Consider the following 22567-nt stretch of genomic DNA (forward strand, 5'->3'; position numbering starts at 1 on the left):
AGGCCATGCCTGCTTTCAGAATGGAACGATTGCCCTCAGGTAACCGCCATTGCTCCGGCTCACGCTTCCGAAACTGCCGGTGTACGCGAGCTTGAAGGAAGTGCCGGAGGCCTTCTGCAGTTCGAGTGCGGCGGAAAGGTTCATGACCGTAGTATCGAGTTTGGTCGTGGTTACGAAACTAGGAACACCCGAAGGGGCTTCAGTGAAGCGTGAATGGATGCGGTAGTCATTGTTGGAAAAGAAGCTGACACCCGTCTTCATGGAGCCATTTATCCTGTAACCGGGGCTTTCATGTAACGTGCCCATGACACCAACAGCAGGTGTTGCTGTCAGAATCCAGTCGTTGCTCCCAGATATGGTGAGGTTGGCGGATCCGGCTCCCGTTTCCCGAACATCGCCGAAGCCTACCCGGGTCGCAGCGACGTCGACCATCGGCACGACGCGGAATGTACCGGTATCGAACGCATAGGACAGCCGGGAGACGATCCCGGCAAACGAGATGGTCTGATCACTGCTGGCGGTACCAAAGCCGAGACCGACCTGGCGATCGGTGTCGTATTGCGCCAGGCCGCCATAGCCACCCAGACTTGCCTCCAGCGCGCCCCAGGTCTTTTCAAACTTCGCGCCGATTGTGTAGCGCATGCCGTCGGATGTGCCTGAATTGTTGGTGGAAAGCTCGCTGGTTTCTACCGTGCCGGCGACACCGACCCGCATGCCGTCGCCGAGTGGCACCTCGAGGCCGCCGGAAAAGCCGTAACTCGTCTCTCCGCCGCCGATCGTTGACGTGGTTTGGCGGATATCGACCCTATGGCCCTGGACCCGGCCCCAAAGACAATAGTCGTCGGCGGCTGCAACCGCGACGCCATCGAGCCGGGAAGGGCATGACAACAGGGATTCACGGAAATTGTGAAGGCTGCCAATCGCCGCCCCGACCTGAACCAGATAATGTTCGCCGTGCAGCCGGTCCAAGGCTTTCTGGTAGGCCTCGATGCTCTCGATCTTCATCAGTTCCAACTGCAGGTCGTGCATGGCGCCGCCGCCGTCAGAGTAGATTGCGTTCATGTTGGCGCCAACATTGCGCTCGTTTTGGGTCCTGAGCTGCGATGTGCCGTCGGGAGCAACGGGTGTGAAGTCGATATACTGGTTGCCGATTGCCACGTCTGTCGCATTGGGAAAAACGAGCGTGTAGTCCACCACAACGGTGTCTCTGGCGGTCAACCCGTTGTTGGTGACACCGCCTGCCGCTGACAGGATAGTCAGGGTCTTGGTGGGATCGACCAGGTTCAGCGGGTTAACCTTCACGTTGCCTGAGAGCGTCGCCGTTCCGGAAATGTTGATCCGGTCGACCGTCGAGGCTTCCGAGTTCATGTCTACGGAAAAAGTCCCGCTGCTGGTCTGGACGAAATTGCCGGTCAGTGCCGTTGTCTGGATCGTTCCGGTGCCGCCGGGTGAGAGGTCGCCTTCGTTGGTCAGCGTGTTGCCGGCGCCAAGATTGACGGTCGAAGCACTCTTGAAGAGGCCACCTGATCTGTTGTCGAAGGAATTGGTGCCACCGCCCAGGTCGACGTCGCCGGTGACCGTTCCATAGTTGACAACAGTGTCGTCGCTGACAGGCGTATTCACCGTCGTGTTGATTGCTTTGTCGCCGCCGCTGAGAGCTCCGGTCCCGGTGATGGTGATCGTGTTGAGGCCGGCCACGCCCAGGCCGACGCCATTCCGTCCGCCATAGACCGAACCGGTAATGGTGATGTCGGCGCTTGTGCTTGCGCCGAGTACATAGATACCGTCGTTATTTGTTCCGAAGACGTCATGTGCAGTGACGGAGGTGGTTCCCGTGCCGTCGTTTTGGGCCCTGATGCCGTTGGTGGCTCCGGAGATTCGGCCGGTCGAGGTTACGGTCAGGTCCGTGCCGGTAAAACTGTTGAGGGCATAGATACCCTCGGTGGTGCCTCCGGTGGCGTTCACCGCGCTGATCGTTGCGGAACCGGTTCCCATGTTCCTGGCGGCAATACCGCTCCTGGTGCCGCTCACGGTACCCGAGCTGGTGATGGTAAGGCCCGTACCATGGGCCTCTGCATTGATGCCGTTGGCCGTGTTTTTTGGGTGATCACCGTCGAAACCTTCAACGTCATAGGTCGTGATCCTGAGCGCGCCGGTGCCGAAGTTTCTGGCATAGAGACCTGATGAGGCACCGGAAACCGCACCTGTTGCAGTGATCGTCAGGTCCCCAGCGGAATTGAAGTTCTTGGCCAGAATGCCGGAATTCTTCACCCCAGCAGCAGTGGTGACCGTGAGAGTTGTATTTCCGGTACCGTCGTTGCGGACGTAGATGCCTCTTTCCTCGCCAGTAACGGGACCATTCGCGGTGATCGTAATATCCGTCCCGCTGGCCGAATTTCGAACGTATATGCCGTCCTTTGCCCCGCCCGTCACCGTTGCGGTGGTCACTGTCACCACGCCGCTGCCTTCGTTCTTGGCGAATACTCCGTATCGCCCGCCCGACACTCCACCGGTGGCGGTGATCCACAGGTTGGTGCCAGTGCTCTCAATCAGGCCATAGATGCCATCGTTTTTGCTGCCCCGGACATCTGCGGCGGTAATGGAGAGGCTGCCGCTCCCTCGGTTCGTCGCAGTAATACCGTTGTTTTCAGCAGTGACGGCTCCCGTGGCGGTGATGGACAGGTCCGTGCCAAACGCGTTGTCAGCGAAGATGCCATCGACTTCGCTGCCGCCGCTTGCCGAGACATCGACAGTTTCGATTGTCAGGGATCCGGAACCGTAATTGCGAGCAACGACTCCTGCTCTTGTGTCGTGCCCTGAGCCGGTACCTGTGACGGTAACTGTGCCTGTCGCACGCACGCTGAGGTCTGTCCCTTCGTTCCATGCCAAAATGCCACTTCCCGACCCGCCGGCAACGTCGGCGGTTGTGACGGTCAGTCGGCCAGTGCCGTCGTTTCGTGCATTAATGCCGTTCTTTTTGCCGGAGACCGTACCGGTCGTCGTGATCGTCAAGTCGCGGCCAGCCGTTGTACGGTTGCGCGCATAAATGCCGTCTTTTGTCGCGCTGGTGACGCCGGCTGCGGTGACGGTGATCGACCCGCTCGACCCTGACTCGTTGAGAGCATTGATGCCGTAACCTTTCACGGCACTGACGTCCCCGGTGACATTGATGGTCACCGCCCCCCTGATTGCGCCATCGTCACCTGTCGACCTGACATCGATGGCGTTTTCTTCGCCCTGGATGAGGCCTCCGGTCGTATTGATGAAGCTGAGGGCGCCGTTTCCGGTCACGGTGATGGCGTTACCGGTGCCGCCGGTTGTGTCGATGGAGGCACCTGATGCCATGGTGACGTCGGCATTGTCTGCGTTGATGGTTTGCGTGGTCCTCAGCGTGCCCGAGCACAGATAGGTGCCACCGCCTAGTGCGCTGCAGGCGGCATAGGCCTGGCGCCCCGCATAGCCGAAGACGACAGGGACGGCGAGCGCCGAGGTCAGCATAAGCTGCCTTTGTACTGCGGACTTGGGGAAGGAACGCATGCAACGGGTCTTTCCGGTGACTGCCGACCTTTGCCGGTCGACAAATCGCGAGTAATCGAAACAGGACAAAACGAATTACTGCTATTCTTGCTCCCGGATTGGTTAATGCTTTGATTCGACATATTCAAAAACAGATGCCTTCAGACAAAAACTGTGCTGCGAAAAGAGCATGATAGATGGTTAATGCTATGCCTGTGGCGAGCTCGGCCCGAATGGAAGCGGGATGCTGATGCCGACTGAAGACAGGAACCTGCCGGTCGGTATTCGCGAGACCCGGGCTGATGAACCAGCAAGCGTCACCTATTCGATGTCAGGCGGCCTCGTTGGCCTTCTCGCCTCGCTCAAGATCTCGGTTGCCTTTTCGTCCTACCAATCCGGCAAGTTCTATCTGCTTGGCCGCAATCCGGAAGGTGGACTGATGGTCAACGAGCAGTTCTTCAGCAAAGCCATGGGAATTCATGTCAGCGGCGGAACCATTCACCTGGCCACGTTGTCGGAAATCGTGCGGCTGGAAAACGTGCTTGAACCGAACCAGCGGATCAACGACACATTCGATGCCTGCTTCGTGCCGCGCGCTGCTCATGTCACCGGTGCCCTCGATGCACATGATCTGGGCATCGACCGTGACGGACGCATCCTGTTCGTAAATACGAGGTTCAACTGTCTGTCGACAATATCCGAGCGACACAGCTTCAGACCGGTCTGGACGCCGCCCTTCGTAAGCCGGATCGTCGACGAAGACCGCTGCCATCTGAACGGTATGGCGATGAGGGACGGGAGGCCGGCCTTTGTCACGGCGGTGAGCCGGTCCGACACGATTGACGGCTGGCGAGACCGGCGCGCCGACGGCGGCGTTGTGGTGGACGTGGAAACCGGCCGGATCGTTTGCCAGGGACTTTCCATGCCGCATTCCCCACGCTGGTACCGCGGCCGGTTGTGGCTCTTGAATTCAGGCACCGGTGAGCTCGGGTCAATAGTCCCCGCTGACGGCGACAGCGAGGGACGGTTCGAACCGCTCACCTTCTGCCCCGGTTTCCTGCGCGGCCTATCCTTCCACGGTCGTTATGCGTTCGTGGGGCTCTCCAAACCACGTTACCAGCGTTTCGAGGGCCTGGCGCTCGATGAACGGCTGAGGGTTGCCGATTCGGAGCCCTGGTGCGGTGTTCAGGTCATCGACCTCGACACCGGCGCCTGTGTGGAATGGTTCCGTATCGACGGTGCCGTCGCCGAGCTTTATGATATCGGCGTCCTCCCCGGTGTCACTTGCCCCATGTCACTTGGGTTCGGAAGCGAGGAATTGATGAACCTTGTTACCGTCGATGTCGAAGACAATGAGAGGCCAGTCAGCCCTTAGCTGAACTTTCGCATCAGAGCGCGATCGGTTGGGGGATGCAGCACGAGCGTATCATGGTGCGGCAACCTCAAAACTTATTCGCTAGATCAGGAAAACTGGTGACCCCGGCGCGATTCGAACGCGCGACCCTCAGATTAGGAATCTGATGCTCTATCCTGCTGAGCTACGGGGCCTTTATGCGGTCGATTAGCATGATTTGACGTCCGTGGCGACCCCTGGCTGCAACAGACTGTAGCTGCCGATGGGGATTGTTTGTCGAGAAAGCCGGTGCGCGGCGAGGGGGATGCTGACGCGCCTTGGGCTGCTCCCGCGTTGTCCTGATTTTTACTGCCGTTTTACTGGCGTGTCTTGGACTTGCCTTATTCGCTGCTTAGCAGTTTGGATCATCGTGACCGCTTTCTCAGCCTTGCCCGATGCCATGCATGTTGTCGGGTGACGTGTGCCTTGCGCTGCCTGCCTGCAGGAAGCGTTCCGGAAAAGGGTCGCGTAACAAGGTGAAGGAAGCGGACGTGCCACAGCGGCGACAGAAAACGGGATGGAGAAAAGCCGGGCGGGTGACAACCCTGCGCACGGCTGCCGCGCCGTTGCTTGCCGGCTGTGCTGCCGTTCTGCTGACCCAGGCCGTTGCCGCTGACGAGCGCGCGCCGGTGGCGCGCCCGGAAACGTCCGTGGCTGCCGATGTTTGCGCCGGGGTGCGGGAACAACCCGTTCAGGTGACCTTCGACAGCACCGAGGCCTTGTTCGTGTCCGCCGCCGGAGACCGCTTCCTTGCGAGCGATATCCAGATGCCGGTGCAGGCGTCAGGACAGGCGGGCGGCGAAGATGCCGGCCGGAACACCTTGCAAGCCTATCTGGAAAGTCGGCCTGATCTGGAGCTGGCCGCAGCCGCGGCTGGACCGGAAAACCGCTGGGGGCTAACGCCCGGCTGGGTGTTCGCGTCGGATGATGGCAATTCCGCGCTTCTGCAGGAACAGCTTTTGAAGGCAGGCATTGCCATTTTTGCTCCGGGTCATGCCGGAGCTGAGTGTGCAGACGCCTTGCGGGCCGCGGAAACGCAGGCAAGCCTGGCACGAGCGGGCCTTTGGGGCGAGACATCGCCGCGTCTTGTCTATTCCGCAGCCGCGCCAAAGTCTTTCAGCGACGCTTCCGGGCACTATGTTATTGCAAGAGGACGTATTGTTTCCCTTGGAAAAACGCGCAGCACCCGTTATCTGAACTTCGGAAAATACTGGAAAACAGATTTCACGGTCACGCTGAAGGCTTCAGCTGAGGACGACGTCAACACGGCCCTCGGGCGGTCCGGCTGGACGCTGGATGCCCTGGAAGGGCAGGTTGTCGAAATACGCGGCTCCGTTCAGGAAAGGGACGGACCGTCTATGGTGCTCCGCCATCCGGAGCAACTGGTGGTACTGAATGACAAAAGGGCAGGACGTGACGGCCAAAGCAGCAACTGATTTCCGTCAGCCGGCATGTTTGCCCGCACGGCGCGGCCTGCGCCGCACCTGGCTGCGCAACCTTGTTGCAGGCGGTTCCGCGCTTCTGGTGGCCTCCTGCCAGTTGCTTGGCGACGGACCGACCGTCGGCACGGTAACGCCCGGTACACTGCGCCCCAACCTTGCGGCCGATATCGGTGAGCGCGAGCACCCGCGCGTGGTGGCCACCTATGGCGGTGTCTACAAGGACGCCGGCGCGGAGCGGGCTGTTGCGAGCGTTGTCGGCCGGCTGGTGGCGGCATCGGAAGACCCGTCGCAGAGCTACAAGATCACCATTTTGAATTCGCCGGCCATCAACGCCTTCGCCTTGCCGGGCGGCTATCTTTATGTCACGCGCGGCCTCTTGGCCCTTGCCAACGACACGTCGGAAGTTGCCGCCGTGCTGGCGCACGAGATGGCGCATGTGACGGCGAACCACGCAATCAAGCGGCAGCAACGCGCTGAAGCCAAGCAGCTTGCCAACAAGATCCTGACCGACGTGGTGCAGGACAGCGAGGAAGCCCGCAAGGCGATCATCTCGTCGCAGCTTTCCTTTGCCCGCTTCAGCCAGGTGCAGGAGCTTGAAGCCGACGATATCGGTGTGAAGACCCTCGCAAGGGCCGGTTTCGACCCCTATGCCGCTGCACGGTTCCTGCGGTCCATGGCAGCCTTCGCCCGCTACCAGTCCGCCGACAAGTCGGGCTCGACCGCGCCAGACTTCCTGTCTTCCCACCCCTCCACGCCGGAGCGCTTGCAGATTGCCATCCGCGCGGCCCGTCAGATCGGTGCACCGGGCATCGGCGAGCGTGACCGCACCCGCTATCTCAGCCAGATCGACGGCATGCTGTTCGGCGACGACCCGCTTGAAGGCTTCGTCCGTGGACGTTCCTTCCTGCACAAGGCGCTCGGCATCAGCTACACCGTGCCTTCCGGCTACATTCTGGAAAACACGCCCGAAGCGGTTCTGGCCAGCAATGGCGACGGCACGGCGATCCGGTTCGACGGCGCAGATGTCAGCAGCTATTCCGGCCTGCGTGATTACATGAACTCCGGCTGGATCAACGGCCTGCTGCCCGAAAGCGTCCGCGAAACGACGATCAACGGTCTGCCGGCGGTCACCGGGGCGGCCATCACCCAGGGCTGGTCCTTCCGCATTGCAGTGATCCGGATCGGCAAGACAGGGTATCGCTTCATCTTTGCCAGCCGCTCGCCCAATGAAACGTTCGACCGGGATTTCCACCAGACGGTGGAAAGCTTCCAGCAGCTGTCGCCGACCGAGCGTGCCCGCCTGCGCTCGCTCCGGATCAAGGTCGTCACCTCCAAGCCTGGCGACACACCGCGGAAACTGGCGATCGGCATGAGCGGTGTCGAGCCTTCACGGCGGCTGGAATTCTTCTCCATCCTGAACGATCTGAACGCCGATCAGGCGATCCCGACAGGCACGGCGATCAAGCTGATCGTCGACTGACGGTTTTTCTCCCGGTTCGGCTCCGGCATTTGTCTGGCTGAAAACTGACGCAGCTCAAAAAAAGGCGGACCGGAAGGTCCGCCCGTCAGAGTTACTTGGAGGAGATAGAGGTCAGGTGCTGTAGGCGGCCCTGTCCGGCTGTGCTGCCAACAGGGCGGATTTCAGTTTTTCCATGGCCCGGCTTTCAATCTGCCGCACGCGTTCCTTGGAAATGCCGAGTTTCACGCCAAGCGATTCCAGCGTGGCGCCCTCTTCCGACAGGCGTCTTTCACGCACGATCTTCAATTCGCGCTCGCTGAGAACCTCCAGGGCGGAGGACAGCCAGCGACGCCGGCGTTCGGCATCGATGTTGACGGTCACGATCTCGTCCGGCAACGGGGCATCGGACACAAGGAAGTCCTGACGGTCCGCGCTGGAGCCTTCGCTGTCGGTCACAGGGGCGTTCAGGGAGGTATCAGGGCCGGACAGCCGCGCATTCATGAGGGCGACATCGGATTGCTTGACGCCGATTGCGTCGGCGATCTTCTGGTGAAGCTCGCTGTCGGTCAGAGGAGTCTGATTGCCGGAGAGCTTGGCACGCAGGCGCCGAAGATTGAAGAACAGGGCTTTCTGGGAGGAAGAGGTGCCACCACGAACGATCGACCAGTTGCGCAGGATATAGTCCTGGATGGAAGCGCGGATCCACCACGTGGCATAGGTGGAAAAGCGCACTTCCCGTTCCGGTTCGAACCGGGCGGCAGCCTCCAGAAGACCGACATGGCCTTCCTGGATCAGATCGCCAAGCGACAGCCCGAAGTTGCGGAAGCGTGAGGCAACGGCAATGACCAGGCGCATGTGCGAGAGCGACAATTTCTCAAGCGCTTTCTCATCCCGGTAATGTCGCCAGCGGATCGCAAGCTCCAGTTCCTCTTCGCGCGTGAGGTAGGGGGCTTTCATCGCGGCCCTTACCAGTTGACGTTTCTCGCTCTGGGACATGATCGACGCTCCGATATGTTATCGGGGGAAATACGTACCGAAGCGTAGGTTAGATCACTTATCGCTACCGTTGGGGCAGTTTTTGTGCACTTTCGCGTGAACAGCGCGCGAGGTGATGGTGCCAAAACGAATAAGGGCCCGGATTTCTCCAGGCCCTCGTCGATTTTCGCGTTCGGAAAATCCGCTTGGATCAAGCGGCTTCTTCCTTGTCCTCGTCGTCTTCCGCTGCAGCTTCCTCAGCGGCTTTGATGCGGCTCGGAGATTTTGCCAGGTTCTGTTCGATCTGCTTGACCGCTTCGGTTTCGGAACATTTGTTCACTGCCGCGATTTCGCGGGCCATACGGTCGAGCGCAGCTTCGTAGAGCTGGCGTTCAGAGTAGGACTGTTCCGGCTGGTTTTCAGAGCGGAAAAGATCGCGAACCACTTCAGAGATCGCGATCAGGTCGCCGGAGTTGATCTTGGCTTCATATTCCTGAGCGCGGCGGCTCCACATCGTCCGCTTAACGCGCGGGCGGCCACGAACGGTCTCGAGAGCCTTCTTGACGGCCGCAGGGTCGCCAAGCTTGCGCATGCCGACGGAGGCAATCTTTGCCACCGGGACACGAAGGGTCATCTTGTCCTGTTCAAAAACGATAACGAGCAACTCCAAAGAGTGACCTGCAACGTTCTGCTCTTCAATGGCGGTAATCTGGCCGACGCCATGCGCCGGATAAACAATGTACTCGCCCGTCTTGAAACCTTGGCGCTGCGCGGTCTTTTTGGTGTTCGTTGCCATACTCGTATTCTCTCCTGCGCAGTTGGCGGTCCGGGTTCGGACCGATGACGGACCGCGGTGCGGTCCCCTGTTCTTGTGCGACACGAACCCCGCAGAGCGATCCGTAATGGAACGCCTGTTGATATGCGGCGTGTCAGGGCTGGTCAGTCGACGTTTTCCACTTTAGAACCTTGATCAGTCATATGAGCTGCCGGGAGCTTGATCTGTCCGGTTGTTGATACCCGGGACAGTTTTCAAAGACTCCGTTTTGGGGGTTGTTCTCGTGGTTGGCGACTATCTTCCATGTGTACCACACTTTTGTGGAAAATTAAAGTACTGAGCTTTAATGGTGCCAAAACACCACAAGGGCCCCGCCCGGTCGCCACGGGCAGGTACCTGAAAAAGATGGAAGAATCGCCGTTTTAAGCAGTTCTTGTTTGTCTTGCGGCAGTCTGCCGCACAAGCAGTTTTCGCGAATCAGGACGCAGGATTCGGCGAAAAATACTTTTCGAACTTGTTTTCCTTGCCGTCAAACTCTTCAGCGTCCGGCAACGGTTCTTTTTTCTCAGTGATGTTCGGCCACTTCTCAGAGTATTCGGCATTGACCTCGATCCATTTCTCGAGGCCGGGCTCCGTGTCAGGCAAAATCGCCTCCGCCGGGCATTCCGGCTCGCAGACGCCGCAGTCGATACATTCGTCCGGATTGATGACGAGGAAATTCTCACCCTCGTAGAAACAGTCCACCGGGCAGACTTCAACACAGTCGGTGTATTTGCATTTGATGCAATTGTCCGTGACGACGTAGGTCATCGCTATCCTCATTCGGCGCCGGGCAGCCTGCAGCCGATTTGCGCAAGGCCCTGGCGGTCAGTTTCGTGCCGCTCTCGCAAAGAAGGCGCACGTATAACGTCTGGTGCAGATGTTGGGTATCGTTTTTGTCAAACGGGCGCAAGCGCTCTGGATGACGCAGTCCGGGCCTGAAAGAGAAAGTTTTTCTGTTTTCCGGGCTTTGGCAGGAAACAGCGTCAATCGCCGCCGCGGAACGCGTCGATTTTCCGCCGCTCGCGCTTGGTCGGGCGACCGGCACCGGCTTCGCGCTGTGCAGGCGCAGGTGGCAGCGGGGCATCCTTCGGCGGGGGCGGGGGCGACAGATCTTCGTAAAGCTTGCGGGCCTCTTCATAGGGACCGCGCCTGGTGCCGAGAGCAAGGATCTTGAGGACGAGGATACGGCGATCCAATCCGATGGTCAGAACGTCGCCGGTTCGGACAGTCTTGCTGGCGGAATCGATCTTGTCCTTGTTCACCCGGACATGACCGGATGTCGCCAGCTTCTGGGCAAGAGAGCGGGATTTGGTGACCCTGGCGTACCAGAGCCACTTGTCGATGCGCAGGCTGCCGGCGGCAGCATTGTTTTCAGGCGCAGGAATTACTTCTTGTCCTTGCTGTCCATATTCGCCTTCAAGGCCATCAGGGCCGCGAAGGGCGAGTTCGGATCGATCGGCTTGTCCCTTGGGGCCTTGTCGCGGCGGTTGCCACCGTCAAAGCCCTTCTGGCCGCCATGACCACCACGGCCGCGGCCTTCGCCTTTCGGTCCGCCCTTGCCGTGACGCTTCTCGCCCTGACCACCTTTGGCGCCCTGACCTTGGCCCTGGCCCCGGCGGTTGTCGCCGCCACGGCGCTGGTCCTGACGGCCGCGTGGACGGCGGTCGTGCCGGCCCGGACGCCAGATCTCGATGGTCACCGTTTCCAGTTCGGTTTCACCCGCAGTGGCCTCAGCAGCAGCGGTTTCGCCTTCCGGCTGTGCATCCGGCGTTGCGTCCACAGCGGCGGTTTCAGCGGCTGCGCCTTCGGCAGATGCTTCAGCTTCGGTGGGGGCTTCCGCCGGTTCGGACACCGCTTCAGCTTCGGCAGTGGCCGGTTCAGAAGCGGCTTCGGCGGACACGGCTTCGGCCGTCTCTTCCGTAGCCGTTTCTTCCGTAGCGGTTGCTTCGGCGGGAGTGTCCGCTTCGGTCGCAGCAGTTTCCGCCACCGGCGTTTCTGCTGGTGCTTCCGTTGCCGGCTTGGCCGCAACAGGGCGCTGCACTTCCTTGGTCTCGGACCGGTAGCCGAGGGATTTCAGCACGGCGGAGAAGTCCTCGCCGGCGCAGCCGAGCAGCGATGTCATGGCAACAGTGACGGTGAAGCCGCCTCCGGTTGCGACCGCGCCTTCCGGCGGGCTGACTTCCGCATCAAGCGGCTTCCAGGCGATCAGCGGACGGATCAGGTCAGCCAGACGTTCCAGAATGTCGACGCGAACGGCACGCGGGCCACAGACGCGGAAACCGACAACCTTGTAAAGTGCCTTGTCGATTGTTTCATCAACCGGGATGGACGTGCGGCCGGATGCGGACAGCTGTGGCAGCTCGGCCATGCCGTTCATGTCCAGCGAACCGTGCTTCAAGGCCCAGAGCTGTGCCAGCAGCTGGCTCGGCGCAGGCTTCAGCAGGGCGGGCACGAACACGGTATAGGCACCAAAGCGGATGCCGTGCTTGCGCAGGCTGGCGCGCATGTCCTGGTCGAGCTGGCGGATCTCGTCGGCCGCTTCCTGGCGTTCCAGAATGCCGAGGCCTTCAACGATGCGGAACGCGATGCCGCGGGCAAGACCTTCCAGGCCTTCGCCGGCCTTCAGGTCGACAAGCGGTTTCAGCAGGGTGTCGATCTGTGCCTTGACCCACAGATCAAGCCGCGCCTGTACATTGTCGCGTGCCGGGCCGGTCAGATGTTCATCGGCCAGCAGCAGCACGACGGGCGTCAGCACCTCTTCTCCGGCGACGAGCTTGGCCACGGGTTCCCCGCGCCAGCGGATCACGGCTTCGGACGTCAGCACGAAATCGGAGTTCTCGGACTTGCCGAGCTTGTCCGCACGGGATTCGATTTCGGTGGTCAGGGCCTTTTGGGCTGCGGCACGCACGGTCTTGCCGTCCGGTCCTTCAGCTGCCGCGTCAGGGGCAAACCGGAAGCCAAGCAGATTCCCGATGTGCTGACCTTCCACGAGCACATCGCCGCTCGATGTAATTTCCGCTTCCAGCATTGCGTTCTCTCTCAAACGTCGCATCAATACACTTGTACGCCGATCCACGAACCGCTGCGTCAGCCGCTCGTGAAGGGCGTCAGATAGTTTGTCTTCTATGTCGCGCGTCTCGCCCTGCCAGTGGGCCGGATCGGCCAGCCAGTCGGGACGGTTGGCGACATAGGTCCAGGTCCGGATATGTGCAATCCGGTTTGCGAGAGTGTCGATATCACCATCTGTCCGGTCTGCGAAGGCCAATTGACGCGAGAACCAGTCATCGGCAATCGCATTGTCCTGCATCAGGTGGGTGTAAATGGTGTTGAGCAACTCTGCGTGGTTCGCCGGGGCGATCTTACGATAGTCGGGGACCTGACACACGTCCCATAACAATTCGACCGCATTTCCGCCCTTTGCCATGCCGGATATTGCGGGATCGCGCAATAAATGTTCAAGGGCGGTGATGTCGTCGCCAATGGGTGCCCTTGCGAGACCCTCTTCACGCGGCACCATGTCGAGGCTTGAGCGCAAGGCGTTTGCCGACGAAAAATCCAGCGCACTGTTGCGCCATTGCAGCACTTTCAGGCTGTCGAAGTGGTGGCTTTCGATCTGTTCGACCAGGTCGTCGTCCAACGGATCGACCCGTCCGGTCACGCCAAAGGTGCCATCCTTGGTGTGGCGGCCAGCCCGTCCGGCGATCTGACCCATCTCCGAGGCGGTCAGCTGGCGGTACTGGTAGCCGTCATATTTGCGGTTACCTGCAAAGGCGATGTGATGGACATCAAGGTTCAGCCCCATGCCGATGGCGTCGGTCGCAACCAGGTGATCGACATCACCGTTCTGGAACAGTTCCACTTGCGCGTTGCGCGTGCGCGGGCTCAGCGAGCCGAGCACCACGGCCGCCCCGCCGCGTTGGCGACGGATGAGTTCTGCAATGGAATAGACTTCGTCTGACGAGAAGGCGACGATGGCCGAACGAGCTGGCAGGCGCGAAACCTTCTTGGAGCCTGCATATTCCAGCACGGACATGCGGGGCCGCGTGACCACATTGATGCCCGGCAGCAGTTTTTCCAGCAGCGGACGTGCGGTCGCCGCACCCAGCAGGAGCGTTTCGGATTGACCGCGAACATTCAGGATGCGGTCGGTGAAGACATGACCGCGATCGAGGTTGCCCGCCAGCTGCACTTCGTCGATGGCGACGAATTCCGTCTTCAGGTCCAGCGGCATGGCCTCAACCGTCGAGACCCAGAACCGCGGGTTCTTCGGGACGATCTTTTCTTCGCCGGTGACCAGCGCCACCGCTTCCGGACCCGCGCGGTCGGCAACGCGGTTATAGACTTCACGCGCGAGCAGGCGCAGCGGCAGCCCTATCAGCCCTGAAGGCTGGGCCAGCATGCGTTCAATGGCGAGATGGGTCTTGCCGGTATTGGTCGGTCCGAGCACGGCCGTCACAGTGCGGGACCGGGCAGACGGCGGCAGCGGCAGGGTCTGGGGACGGGGCATGGGGAGGCTTGTGATCGGCTTTCTTCGGATCGGCGCAAACGGATGGCGCCTATATCTGGTGTCGCGTGTCTAGCACAGCCGGGGCGGGCATGTCCTTATTCTTTTGGCCAGCCGGTCAGGTTTTTGACGGTTGAAATATGTTGTGGAGAACGACTCTGGAACAAACCGAAACCGAATCAGCGACTCCGGACGATTCAGGATTTGTTCCCTACGACATGTGGTTTGCGGGGTGGGTAGAGCCACAAAATCCTGAATCTGGTCAAGAGCTTGAGTCGTTTTGCGCGGTTGTGGCTGATTTGCTCCGAATCTCTGTCAATGATTAATTTTCCATAAACGCGTATCATCGCCGGAGGGAGAATGCCGTTTACCCAGGGACACAGGGTGAACGAATCTTGGACGAATCGCTGATTCCTAAAGGTTGCGGATTTGTTCTCACAAGATCTAGTGGGTTTCCGGCAGAGCGGTGTCTACGCAGTTGGGCCGTCCGGAGGATGATTTTGTCTTGCCGACAGGAATGTGTCCCGAAATGGTCAGCAGCCACGCAAGCCGGTTTTTGCGGTTTCGGTGCCTGTCCAGATCTGAAAATTGCTGCGCTGCACCTTTTTCAAAAAGTCCGGGAGGATCTGGGGTTCAATCGAATTAGTGTTCGTTTTCCTACAGTTACGGGCGCAGACGCAAAATTATTTTCCAAGTTAAAAAAAGGACATAGCTTCTGCCCCTTTTCAAGCGCCTCCGACCAAAGTAGAAATCTTGCCGAAACTGGCTTTTCGTTTTGCGTAAAATTAGGGGGAGAAGGCGTTTGGCGATAACAAAAATTCTCGTTGCTAACCGATCTGAAATCGCGATCCGGGTGTTCCGTGCCGCCAACGAGCTGGGCATGAAGACCGTTGCGATCTATGCCGAGCAGGACAAACTGGCATTGCACCGGTTCAAGTCCGACGAGGCGTATCAGGTCGGCAAGGGGCTCGGGCCGATCGAGGCGTACCTCTCCATCGACGAGATTATCCGCGTTGCCAAACTCTCCGGTGCAGACGCCATTCACCCCGGTTACGGCCTTCTGTCCGAAAGCCCGGAATTCGTGGATGCCTGCGAACAAGCCGGCATCACCTTCATTGGACCGAAGTCCGAAACCATGCGCCGCCTGGGCAACAAGGTGGCCGCGCGCAATCTGGCCATCGAGGCGGGTGTGCCGGTGATGCCGGCAACGGACCCGCTGCCGGACGACATGGACGAAATCAAGCGCCAGGCCGCCGAGATCGGCTACCCGGTCATGCTGAAGGCCTCCTGGGGCGGTGGTGGCCGCGGCATGCGCGTCATTCCGGACGAAGCAACCCTGGCCAAGGAAGTTCTGGCGGCCAAGCGCGAAGCCATGGCGGCATTCGGCAAGGACGAGATCTATCTGGAGAAACTGGTCCAGCGGGCGCGCCACGTCGAAGTTCAGATCCTGGGTGACGGCGAGAACGTGGTTCATCTGTTCGAGCGCGACTGTTCCATCCAGCGCCGCCACCAGAAGGTGGTCGAGCGCGCTCCGGCGCCGTATCTTTCGGCCGAAAAGCGGGCCGAACTCTGTGAATATGGTCTGAAGATCGGCCGGGCGGTGAATTACCGCGGCGCCGGCACGGTCGAGTTCCTGATGGATGCCGACACCGGTGCCATCTACTTCATTGAAGTGAACCCGCGCGTTCAGGTGGAACACACGGTGACGGAAGAGGTCACCGGTATCGACATCGTCCAGGCACAGATCAAGATCTGCGAAGGCGAGAAGATCGGCACGCCGGAAAGCGGCGTTCCCTCCCAGGACAAAATCCGTCTCAACGGCCACGCCCTGCAGTGCCGCATCACGACGGAAGATCCGGAGCAGAACTTCATTCCGGATTACGGGCGCATCACCGCCTATCGCGGAGCGACGGGCTTCGGCATCCGTCTGGACGGCGGCACGGCTTATTCCGGTGCGGTGATCACCCGTTTCTACGATCCGCTTCTTGAAAAGGTCACGGCGTGGGCCCCGACGGCGGAAGACGCCCGCAAGCGCATGGACCGCGCCCTGCGCGAATTCCGTATCCGCGGTGTGGCGACAAACCTGGTGTTCCTGGAGAACATCATCAGCCATGCCGACTTCAAGGCCAACAACTACACGACCCGGTTCATCGACGAGACGCCGGCCCTTTTCGAGCAGACCAAGCGTCAGGACCGCGCAACCAAGCTCCTGACCTATATCGCCGACGTTTCGGTGAACGGTCATCCGGAAACCAAGAGCCGCGCACGTCCGCCGAAGGATGTGGCCGCGCCCGTCATCCCGAACTTCGGCGATGCCAAGCCCTCCGGCACACGCCAGTTGCTGGACGAATTGGGTCCGAAGGGTTTTGCCGACTGGATGAAGGACCAGAAGCGGACGCTCGTGACCGACACGACCATGCGCGATGCGCACCAGTCGCTGCTGGCAACCCGCATGCGGACCCACGATATCGTCAACATCGCGGATGCCTATGCAGCCGGTCTGCCGAGCCTGTTCTCGCTGGAATGCTGGGGTGGCGCGACCTTCGACGTTGCCATGCGCTTCCTGACCGAAAGCCCGTGGGAACGCCTGCACAAGATCCGCGAAAAGGCGCCGAATATCCTGTTGCAGATGCTGCTGCGCGGCTCCAACGGTGTCGGCTACACCAACTATCCGGACAATGTGGTCAAGTATTTCGTGGCGGAAGCCGCTGAAAACGGCATTGACCTCTTCCGCGTGTTCGACTGCCTCAACTGGGTGGAGAACATGCGTGTGTCCATGGACGCGGTCCAGGAAGCAGGCAAGCTGTGCGAAGGCGTGCTCTGCTATACCGGCGACATGCTGGACAGTGCCCGGCCAAAATACGACCTGAAATACTATGTCGGCCTTGCCAAGGAACTGGAAGCAGCCGGCGCACACATCCTGGGTCTCAAGGACATGGCCGGCCTGTTGAAGCCGGAAGCAGCCAAGGTCCTGATCCGGACGCTGAAACAGGAAGTCGGCCTGCCGATCCATTTCCACACGCACGACACGTCCGGCATCGCCGCGGCCACTGTTCTGGCAGCGGTCGAAGCGGGCGCCGACGCGGTGGACGCAGCCATGGACGCGCTGTCCGGCCTGACCTCCCAGCCTTGCCTTGGCTCCATCGTGGAAGCCCTGCGCGGTTCCGACCGTGATACCGGCCTCGACGCCAAGACGATCCGCCAGATCTCGTTCTACTGGGAAGCGGTGCGGACCCAATATCGTGCCTTCGAAAGCGACCTGCGCTTCGGGGCATCGGAAGTCTACCTGCACGAAATGCCGGGCGGGCAGTTCACCAACCTTAAGGAACAGGCCCGTTCGCTTGGCCTGGAAACCCGCTGGCACGAAGTGGCGCAGGCCTACGCCGACGTCAACATGATGTTTGGTGACATCGTCAAGGTGACCCCGTCTTCCAAGGTCGTCGGCGACATGGCGCTGATGATGGTCAGCCAGGGGCTGAGCGTGGCGGAGGTCGAGGATCCGGCGAAGGATGTCGCGTTCCCGGACAGCGTCGTCAAGATGCTGCACGGTGACCTCGGCCAGTCTCCGGGCGGATGGCCGGAAGCGCTTCAGAAGAAGGTTCTGAAGGGCGAAACCCCGATCACCGTGCGGCCGGGGTCGCTCCTGAAGGATGCCGATCTGGATGCGGAGCGAAAGACTGTTTCCGATAAGACCGGCCACGGCATCAGCAACACCGAGCTTGCCTCCTATCTGATGTACCCGAAGGTGTTCACCGACTTCGACAAGGCCCAGCAGCAATATGGTCCGACGTCCGTCCTGCCGACCCCGGTCTATTTCTACGGCCTGGAACCGGGTGACGAGATCTCCGTCGATCTGGAAGCCGGCAAGACGCTGGTGATCCGCTGCCAGGCGATCGGCGAGACCGACGAGAAGGGCGAGAAGAAGGTCTTCTTCGAGCTCAACGGCCAGCCGCGCAACGTCAAGGTTCCGGACCGCGCCCATGGCGCCACCGGAGCTGCCGCAATGCGCAAGGCCGAGGACGGTAATGCAGCACATGTCGGAGCACCGATGCCGGGCGTCATTTCCACGGTGGCGATCACCGCCGGCCAGGATGTCACCGCCGGTGATGTGCTGGTCTCCATCGAAGCCATGAAAATGGAAACCGCGCTCCACGCCGAACGCGACGGCAAGGTCAAGGAAGTCCTGGTCTCACCGGGTTCGCAGATCGACGCCAAGGACCTTCTGGTGGTCTTCGAAAGCTAAGATGCTGGCGACAGCACCAATCAAAGGCCGTCCGGATCCATTCCGGGCGGCCTTTTTGTGTCCGCCTCACCCGTCATTCCGGACCAGCGCGGCGGAGCCGCGTGCAGATCCGGAAGCCGGATATCATTCGCCTTCAAGCGCGTCTTTCTTCCAGCTTGAGGGTTCGCTGTGCTCACGCAGATGCGCTGGATTCCGGATCTGCGTGCAGCTTCGCTGCACTTGTCCGGAATGACGGTGGATGTGCCTCTCGATTGTCATCCCGGGCGAAGCGTAGCGCAGACCCGGGATCCAGTATTCCCGGGCAGATGCAAATTGCGTCGAGCCCTGTCTTTTTCTGGGGCACCGCCCGCGTCTCCTGTGGAAACGTGTGTGGGGTAACAAGAGACGATAGTCGAGTTTCTTCGAATGTAGTCCTAGGAGCTGCTCCGATTTTCGCTTGGCCAAGGGCTAGAGCTGTTTCGATAGTCCAACTTTTTCCATCTCTACCTTCAGGATCGGATCGAAGCTCATCTGCCGCCATTCTTCCCGATATCCTAGATGGCGGTACAGGCTAAAGGCGCGGCTGTTGAGCGCGGCAACCTGGATGTAGGCAACAGGGTGACCACGGTTGAGGATCTCTGTTTCAAGTGATCTGACCAAGGCTGTCCCAACACCGAGCCCCTCGAACGCAGGAGCGACCCAGATGTCGGAGATAGTGTCCTCGGCGTGTTCGCAGGCGCCGATGCCTGCAGGTTCGCCGTTGATTGTTCCGACGATCACCGCAGGCCCGAATGTTTTAAGAAAGGGAATAAATGGATTGTCAGCAAGGATCTCCTGACGGACTTTGTCCGGGACAAGAGGGGCAATGCCCTTCAGCCAGGCCTCCAGGCCAATACGAGCCAGGGTTTCTGTTTCTTCGGGCCTGGCGTTGTGAAGGTGAATTGCTGGACGGTCCAAAGCGTGTGTCACTCCCACTCCTGAATGATTGCCAGAAGCTTGCGGTTTCTGTTTCGCCGCATAGACAGCCTTATTCGCAAGAGTTGCGCAATCGGCGTCATTAAAAGATTGGGTGCTTGCGACACTCATTTCAAAAGCCGTTCGGGATTATTTGGGGCGACTTTTGTTTTTCTTTCGTCTGTCACCGGAGGTGAGACGCGCAAGGGGAGGCCGGTGACAATTGTTGCAGAATTCGAGGCGCCTGAGCCCCCGCCACTGTCGTTCCGGATCTGCGCACGGCTTCGCCTTGCTTGTCCGGAATGACGGTGGAGGCAGTTCAGGGCCACGTTAAAGCAATGGCTTGCCGGGGTATCGGGTCTGATACGCCGGTTATTCCGCTGCCTTCAACATGCCGTGACAAACCGGGGCGGCGGCCGTGCCGATCCAGAGGTCCAGAAAACGGTCGAGCCATTTCCGAACAGCGGGATCGTAAACGAAGCGTCCGGCAAAATGGTCACGGCGTTGCTGGGCGCCGGGCAGCTCCATGCGTGGGGCGCCCTTGGTCGTCCAGCGGACCATCATCTGGTGGGTCAGTTCCGGGTGAAACTGGATGCCGTAGCCGCAAGATCCGACGCGGATCGCCTGGTTCGGATAAGTCGGTCCGGAGGCCAGCAGATCGGCGCCGCGGGGCAGGTCGAACCCTTCCCGATGCCATTGATAGACCTTTTTCGGCCAGTCCATCAGGGATTTGCCTGCCTCGGTCGGCTGCAGCGGATAATAGCCGATCTCAACCAGGCTCTCATGATGGCCCGTAACTGTGCCGCCCATATGCTTGACCATCATCTGCGCACCAAGGCAGATGCCGAGAAAGGGTTTTTCCTCGGCAAGCGGAACACCGATCCAGTCGATTTCCTTTTGAATGAAGGCATCGGGATCGTTGGCGCTCATCGGGCCGCCGAAAATAACGGCGCCGGCATGGTTTTCCATGGTGTCGGGGAGAAGGTCGCCGAACCGAGGCTTGCGGATGTCCAGCGCGAAGCCGCGCTTTACAAGCTCAAGGCCCACTCGTCCGGGCGAGGAATGCTCCTGATGCAGGACAATCAGGACTTTCGGTCGGTTCTTCACGGGATCGGACTGAAAAAGCATGGACTTAATATGAGGGAGGTCGGCACGAAAATCGAGTCCCGTTGCCACTTCATCCTGCATAAATACGCGTCCCGGCTGATTATCGCGTGGGCGATCAGTCCAGTTCGTCGGTCTCCGGGGCAGTTTGGGCAACCTTGTGGCGCAGGGTCATGCGATCACGTGTGGAGACACCGAGAAGCTCGGCAACCCGCCAGATTGTGTTGTCCTCAAACTCGTGCACGTGGCCGTCGGCATAGACGATTTCCCACATCATCTCGACGATCGCGAGGCGCTCTTCCTCGTCGGTTGTGCGCTTCAGCACCGATGTGAAGCCGTACAGATCGACCGCTTCCTCGTCGCGCTGCTTGGCGGCGGCGATCAGTTCGGTCGTTTCCTTGTCCGTCAGGTCATAGTGCTTGCGCAGGATTTCCCGCAGCTTCGAGCTTTCGCTTTCCTCGATCACGCCGTCGATATCGATCAGGTGAAACAAGAGAGCCGCCGCAGCCAGGCGCTTGTCGTCTTCGGCGAAGGTCTTTTCTCCGCTGTCACCAAAGGTCAGCTCCCGAACAAAACTTTTCAGCGCATTGAGCATGTCTGTCGTTCCTGTTGCCTGGCCCCCCAAACAGGCCGGCTTTTATTGCTATACCATTCCCTCTTTACCATCAAAGGGTTGATGTCGGCTTTAAGACTTTGAGATGGGAATCAAATCCGGCATTTATAAGTCAACTTTTTGGAACTGTTCTAAACTATTGATTTTTTTGGAATTATAACTTGACTTCCTGCCTCATGAAATGGTTTCCCTCTCCCTGCGGCGCGTGTTTCCGCGCCACAAAATCATTCAGGTTTCGCCCAGAGACGGTCCACGCGCACTGCGGGCGACACATATTACGGGATGGATCAATGAATACTTTCAAGCTTGGCCTTCTGGCCGCTTCTGCCCTTTTCGTCACACCGACCCTGGCTGCAGCACCTTCCGACGTTCTGTCGACCTACGGCGACATCGCCCAGGCGAAATATGCGGACTCGCTCGCAACGGCCAAGACGCTCAAGACCGCGATCGACAAGCTCGTAGCTGAGCCGACCGAAGCAAACCTGGAAGCCGCGCGCGCCGCCTGGAAGGAAGCACGCGACCCTTACCAGCAGACAGAGGCGTACCGTTTCGGCAACGCCATTGTCGACGATTGGGAAGGCAAGGTGAATGCCTGGCCGCTCGACGAAGGCCTGATCGACTATGTCGACGCGTCCTACGGTGATGAATCGGAAGAAAACGATCTCTACGTCGCCAACGTGATTGCAAATCCGACACTCAAGGTCGGTGGTGAAACCATCGATGCCACCGAAATCACGCCGACCCTGCTTGCAGACTCCCTTCAGGAAGCCGGCGAAGTGGAAACGAACGTTGCGACCGGCTACCACGCCATCGAATTCCTGCTGTGGGGTCAGGACCTCAACGGCACCGAAGCTGGTGCCGGCAACCGCCCAGCCACCGACTTTGATCCGGCCAACTGCACCGGTGGCAATTGCGAGCGCCGCATTCAGTATCTGCAGGCCGCAACCGATCTTCTGATTTCGGATCTTGAAGAAATGGCCAATGCCTGGGCTCCTGACGGGGCTGCGCGCGAAGAGCTGGCCGGCAAGGGCGAGGCCGGTGGTCTTGCTACCATCCTGACCGGCATGGGATCTCTTTCCTATGGCGAACTGGCCGGTGAGCGCATCAAGCTTGGCCTTATGCTGCATGATCCGGAAGAAGAGCATGACTGCTTCTCCGACAACACCCACATGTCGCACTACAACGACGTGGTCGGCATCCGGAACGTCTATTTCGGGTCGTACAAGAGCCCGGTCGGCAACGATGTTTCCGGTGCGTCCCTGGCCGATCTGGTGGCGGAAAAGGATCCGGCGCTGGCGGAAGAAATGAAGACGAAGCTCGACGCCACGCTGGCGGCTTTCGAAGCCATGAAGGCCCGGGCCGAAGGCGGCGAAGCCTATGACCAGATGATCGGCGAAGGCAATGACGAGGGCAACGCCGTCGTGCAGGCCGCTGTCGATGCGCTGGTTGACCAGACGGCCTCCATCGAGCGGGTCGTCAAGGTGCTTGAACTCGACGATATCGCGTTTGAAGGTTCCGACAGCCTGGACAACCCGGGCGCCGTTTTCGAATAATCGAACAGATCGTCA

Annotated in this window: 14 protein-coding genes and 1 tRNA gene; 5 read left to right on the forward strand and 10 right to left on the reverse strand. The window is 59.9% G+C overall.

Features of this window, described 5'->3' with window-relative positions; translation table 11 throughout:
- Positions 1-15: 15 nt before the first annotated feature.
- Entirely contained in the window at positions 16-3537 is a 3522-nt protein-coding gene (locus Q666_RS39890) for an autotransporter domain-containing protein (RefSeq protein ID WP_152533281.1), read from the reverse strand.
- A gap of 223 nt (positions 3538-3760) precedes the next feature.
- On the opposite strand from Q666_RS39890, the gene Q666_RS39895 reads away from it, so the two are divergent.
- Positions 3761-4891 carry a TIGR03032 family protein gene (locus tag Q666_RS39895; protein ID WP_023002622.1) on the forward strand — a complete coding sequence of 377 codons (1131 nt, stop codon included), beginning with the start codon at positions 3761-3763 and terminating at the stop codon, positions 4889-4891.
- Positions 4892-4987: 96 nt separating this feature from the next.
- Here Q666_RS39895 and Q666_RS39900 read toward each other — a convergent pair.
- Positions 4988-5064, reverse strand: a tRNA-Arg gene (locus Q666_RS39900).
- Between the two features lie 381 nt (positions 5065-5445).
- Between Q666_RS39900 and Q666_RS39905 the strand changes: the two genes are divergently transcribed.
- Together Q666_RS39905 and Q666_RS39910 are read left to right on the forward strand one after the other, a co-directional pair.
- Positions 5446-6345, forward strand: a complete 900-nt coding sequence (locus Q666_RS39905) for a hypothetical protein (protein ID WP_152533282.1) — start codon at positions 5446-5448, stop codon at positions 6343-6345.
- Positions 6305-7831: a M48 family metalloprotease gene (locus Q666_RS39910; RefSeq protein WP_208992226.1), complete on the forward strand. Its 1527-nt coding sequence runs from the start codon at positions 6305-6307 to the stop codon at positions 7829-7831. Before Q666_RS39905 ends, Q666_RS39910 begins: the two co-directional genes overlap by 41 nt.
- 111 nt (positions 7832-7942) lie before the next feature.
- Here the strand turns inward: Q666_RS39910 and Q666_RS39915 are convergent, their stop codons facing one another.
- The 5 genes from Q666_RS39915 to Q666_RS39930 form a co-directional block, all read right to left on the reverse strand.
- A complete protein-coding gene (locus Q666_RS39915; RefSeq protein WP_023002625.1) occupies positions 7943-8806 on the reverse strand; it encodes an RNA polymerase factor sigma-32 in 864 nt (287 codons plus the stop codon).
- A 190-nt stretch (positions 8807-8996) separates the two neighbouring features.
- Positions 8997-9581, reverse strand: a complete 585-nt coding sequence (locus tag Q666_RS39920; RefSeq protein WP_023002626.1) for a CarD family transcriptional regulator — start codon at positions 9579-9581, stop codon at positions 8997-8999.
- A 456-nt stretch (positions 9582-10037) separates the two neighbouring features.
- The gene (gene fdxA, locus Q666_RS39925; RefSeq protein ID WP_031270075.1) at positions 10038-10370 is read right to left on the reverse strand and encodes a ferredoxin FdxA; all 333 of its coding nucleotides are present in this window, start codon (positions 10368-10370) and stop codon (positions 10038-10040) included.
- Positions 10371-10585: 215 nt separating this feature from the next.
- Positions 10586-10951, reverse strand: a complete 366-nt coding sequence (locus Q666_RS0132890; protein ID WP_031270077.1) for an RNA-binding S4 domain-containing protein — start codon at positions 10949-10951, stop codon at positions 10586-10588.
- A gap of 35 nt (positions 10952-10986) precedes the next feature.
- Positions 10987-14109: a DEAD/DEAH box helicase gene (locus tag Q666_RS39930; RefSeq protein ID WP_023002629.1), complete on the reverse strand. Its 3123-nt coding sequence runs from the start codon at positions 14107-14109 to the stop codon at positions 10987-10989.
- 799 nt (positions 14110-14908) lie between these two features.
- Here Q666_RS39930 and pyc point away from each other — a divergent pair.
- Positions 14909-18349 carry a pyruvate carboxylase gene (gene pyc, locus Q666_RS39935; RefSeq protein WP_031270079.1) on the forward strand — a complete coding sequence of 1147 codons (3441 nt, stop codon included), beginning with the start codon at positions 14909-14911 and terminating at the stop codon, positions 18347-18349.
- 447 nt (positions 18350-18796) lie between these two features.
- Here pyc and Q666_RS39940 read toward each other — a convergent pair whose 3' ends face one another.
- The 3 genes from Q666_RS39940 to Q666_RS39950 all read right to left on the reverse strand — a co-directional run bounded on the left by Q666_RS39940 (position 18797) and on the right by Q666_RS39950 (position 20981).
- Positions 18797-19414: a GNAT family N-acetyltransferase gene (locus tag Q666_RS39940; RefSeq protein ID WP_208993979.1), complete on the reverse strand. Its 618-nt coding sequence runs from the start codon at positions 19412-19414 to the stop codon at positions 18797-18799.
- Between the two features lie 240 nt (positions 19415-19654).
- Positions 19655-20410 (reverse strand): glutamine amidotransferase, encoded by a 756-nt coding sequence (locus tag Q666_RS39945; RefSeq protein ID WP_023002632.1) that lies wholly within the window; start codon positions 20408-20410, stop codon positions 19655-19657.
- A 94-nt stretch (positions 20411-20504) separates the two neighbouring features.
- On the reverse strand, positions 20505-20981 hold the full coding sequence (locus Q666_RS39950) for a TerB family tellurite resistance protein (protein ID WP_023002633.1): 477 nt from the start codon (positions 20979-20981) through the stop codon (positions 20505-20507).
- Between the two features lie 308 nt (positions 20982-21289).
- Here Q666_RS39950 and Q666_RS39955 point away from each other — a divergent pair, with 308 nt between their 5' ends.
- Positions 21290-22552: an imelysin family protein gene (locus tag Q666_RS39955; protein ID WP_023002634.1), complete on the forward strand. Its 1263-nt coding sequence runs from the start codon at positions 21290-21292 to the stop codon at positions 22550-22552.
- Positions 22553-22567 lie beyond the last annotated feature (15 nt).

It is taken from the genome of Labrenzia sp. C1B70 (assembly GCF_000475395.1).
In the GTDB taxonomy this organism is placed as follows: domain Bacteria; phylum Pseudomonadota; class Alphaproteobacteria; order Rhizobiales; family Stappiaceae; genus Roseibium; species Roseibium algicola.

Excerpts from the sequence above, each read along its gene's own strand:
- Q666_RS39895 (WP_023002622.1), top strand. The coding sequence starts at position 3,761 with ATGCTGATGCCGACTGAAGACAGGAACCTGCCGGTCGGTATTCGCGAG.
- Q666_RS39930 (WP_023002629.1), bottom strand. The coding sequence starts at position 14,109 with ATGCCCCGTCCCCAGACCCTGCCGCTGCCGCCGTCTGCCCGGTCCCGC.
- Q666_RS39950 (WP_023002633.1), bottom strand. The coding sequence starts at position 20,981 with ATGCTCAATGCGCTGAAAAGTTTTGTTCGGGAGCTGACCTTTGGTGAC.
- Q666_RS39940 (WP_208993979.1), bottom strand. The coding sequence starts at position 19,414 with ATGAGTGTCGCAAGCACCCAATCTTTTAATGACGCCGATTGCGCAACT.
- Q666_RS39945 (WP_023002632.1), bottom strand. The coding sequence starts at position 20,410 with ATGCTTTTTCAGTCCGATCCCGTGAAGAACCGACCGAAAGTCCTGATT.
- Q666_RS39955 (WP_023002634.1), top strand. The coding sequence starts at position 21,290 with ATGAATACTTTCAAGCTTGGCCTTCTGGCCGCTTCTGCCCTTTTCGTC.
- Q666_RS39910 (WP_208992226.1), top strand. The coding sequence starts at position 6,305 with ATGACAAAAGGGCAGGACGTGACGGCCAAAGCAGCAACTGATTTCCGT.
- Q666_RS39915 (WP_023002625.1), bottom strand. The coding sequence starts at position 8,806 with ATGTCCCAGAGCGAGAAACGTCAACTGGTAAGGGCCGCGATGAAAGCC.
- Q666_RS39920 (WP_023002626.1), bottom strand. The coding sequence starts at position 9,581 with ATGGCAACGAACACCAAAAAGACCGCGCAGCGCCAAGGTTTCAAGACG.
- Q666_RS39890 (WP_152533281.1), bottom strand. The coding sequence starts at position 3,537 with ATGCGTTCCTTCCCCAAGTCCGCAGTACAAAGGCAGCTTATGCTGACC.
- fdxA (WP_031270075.1), bottom strand. The coding sequence starts at position 10,370 with ATGACCTACGTCGTCACGGACAATTGCATCAAATGCAAATACACCGAC.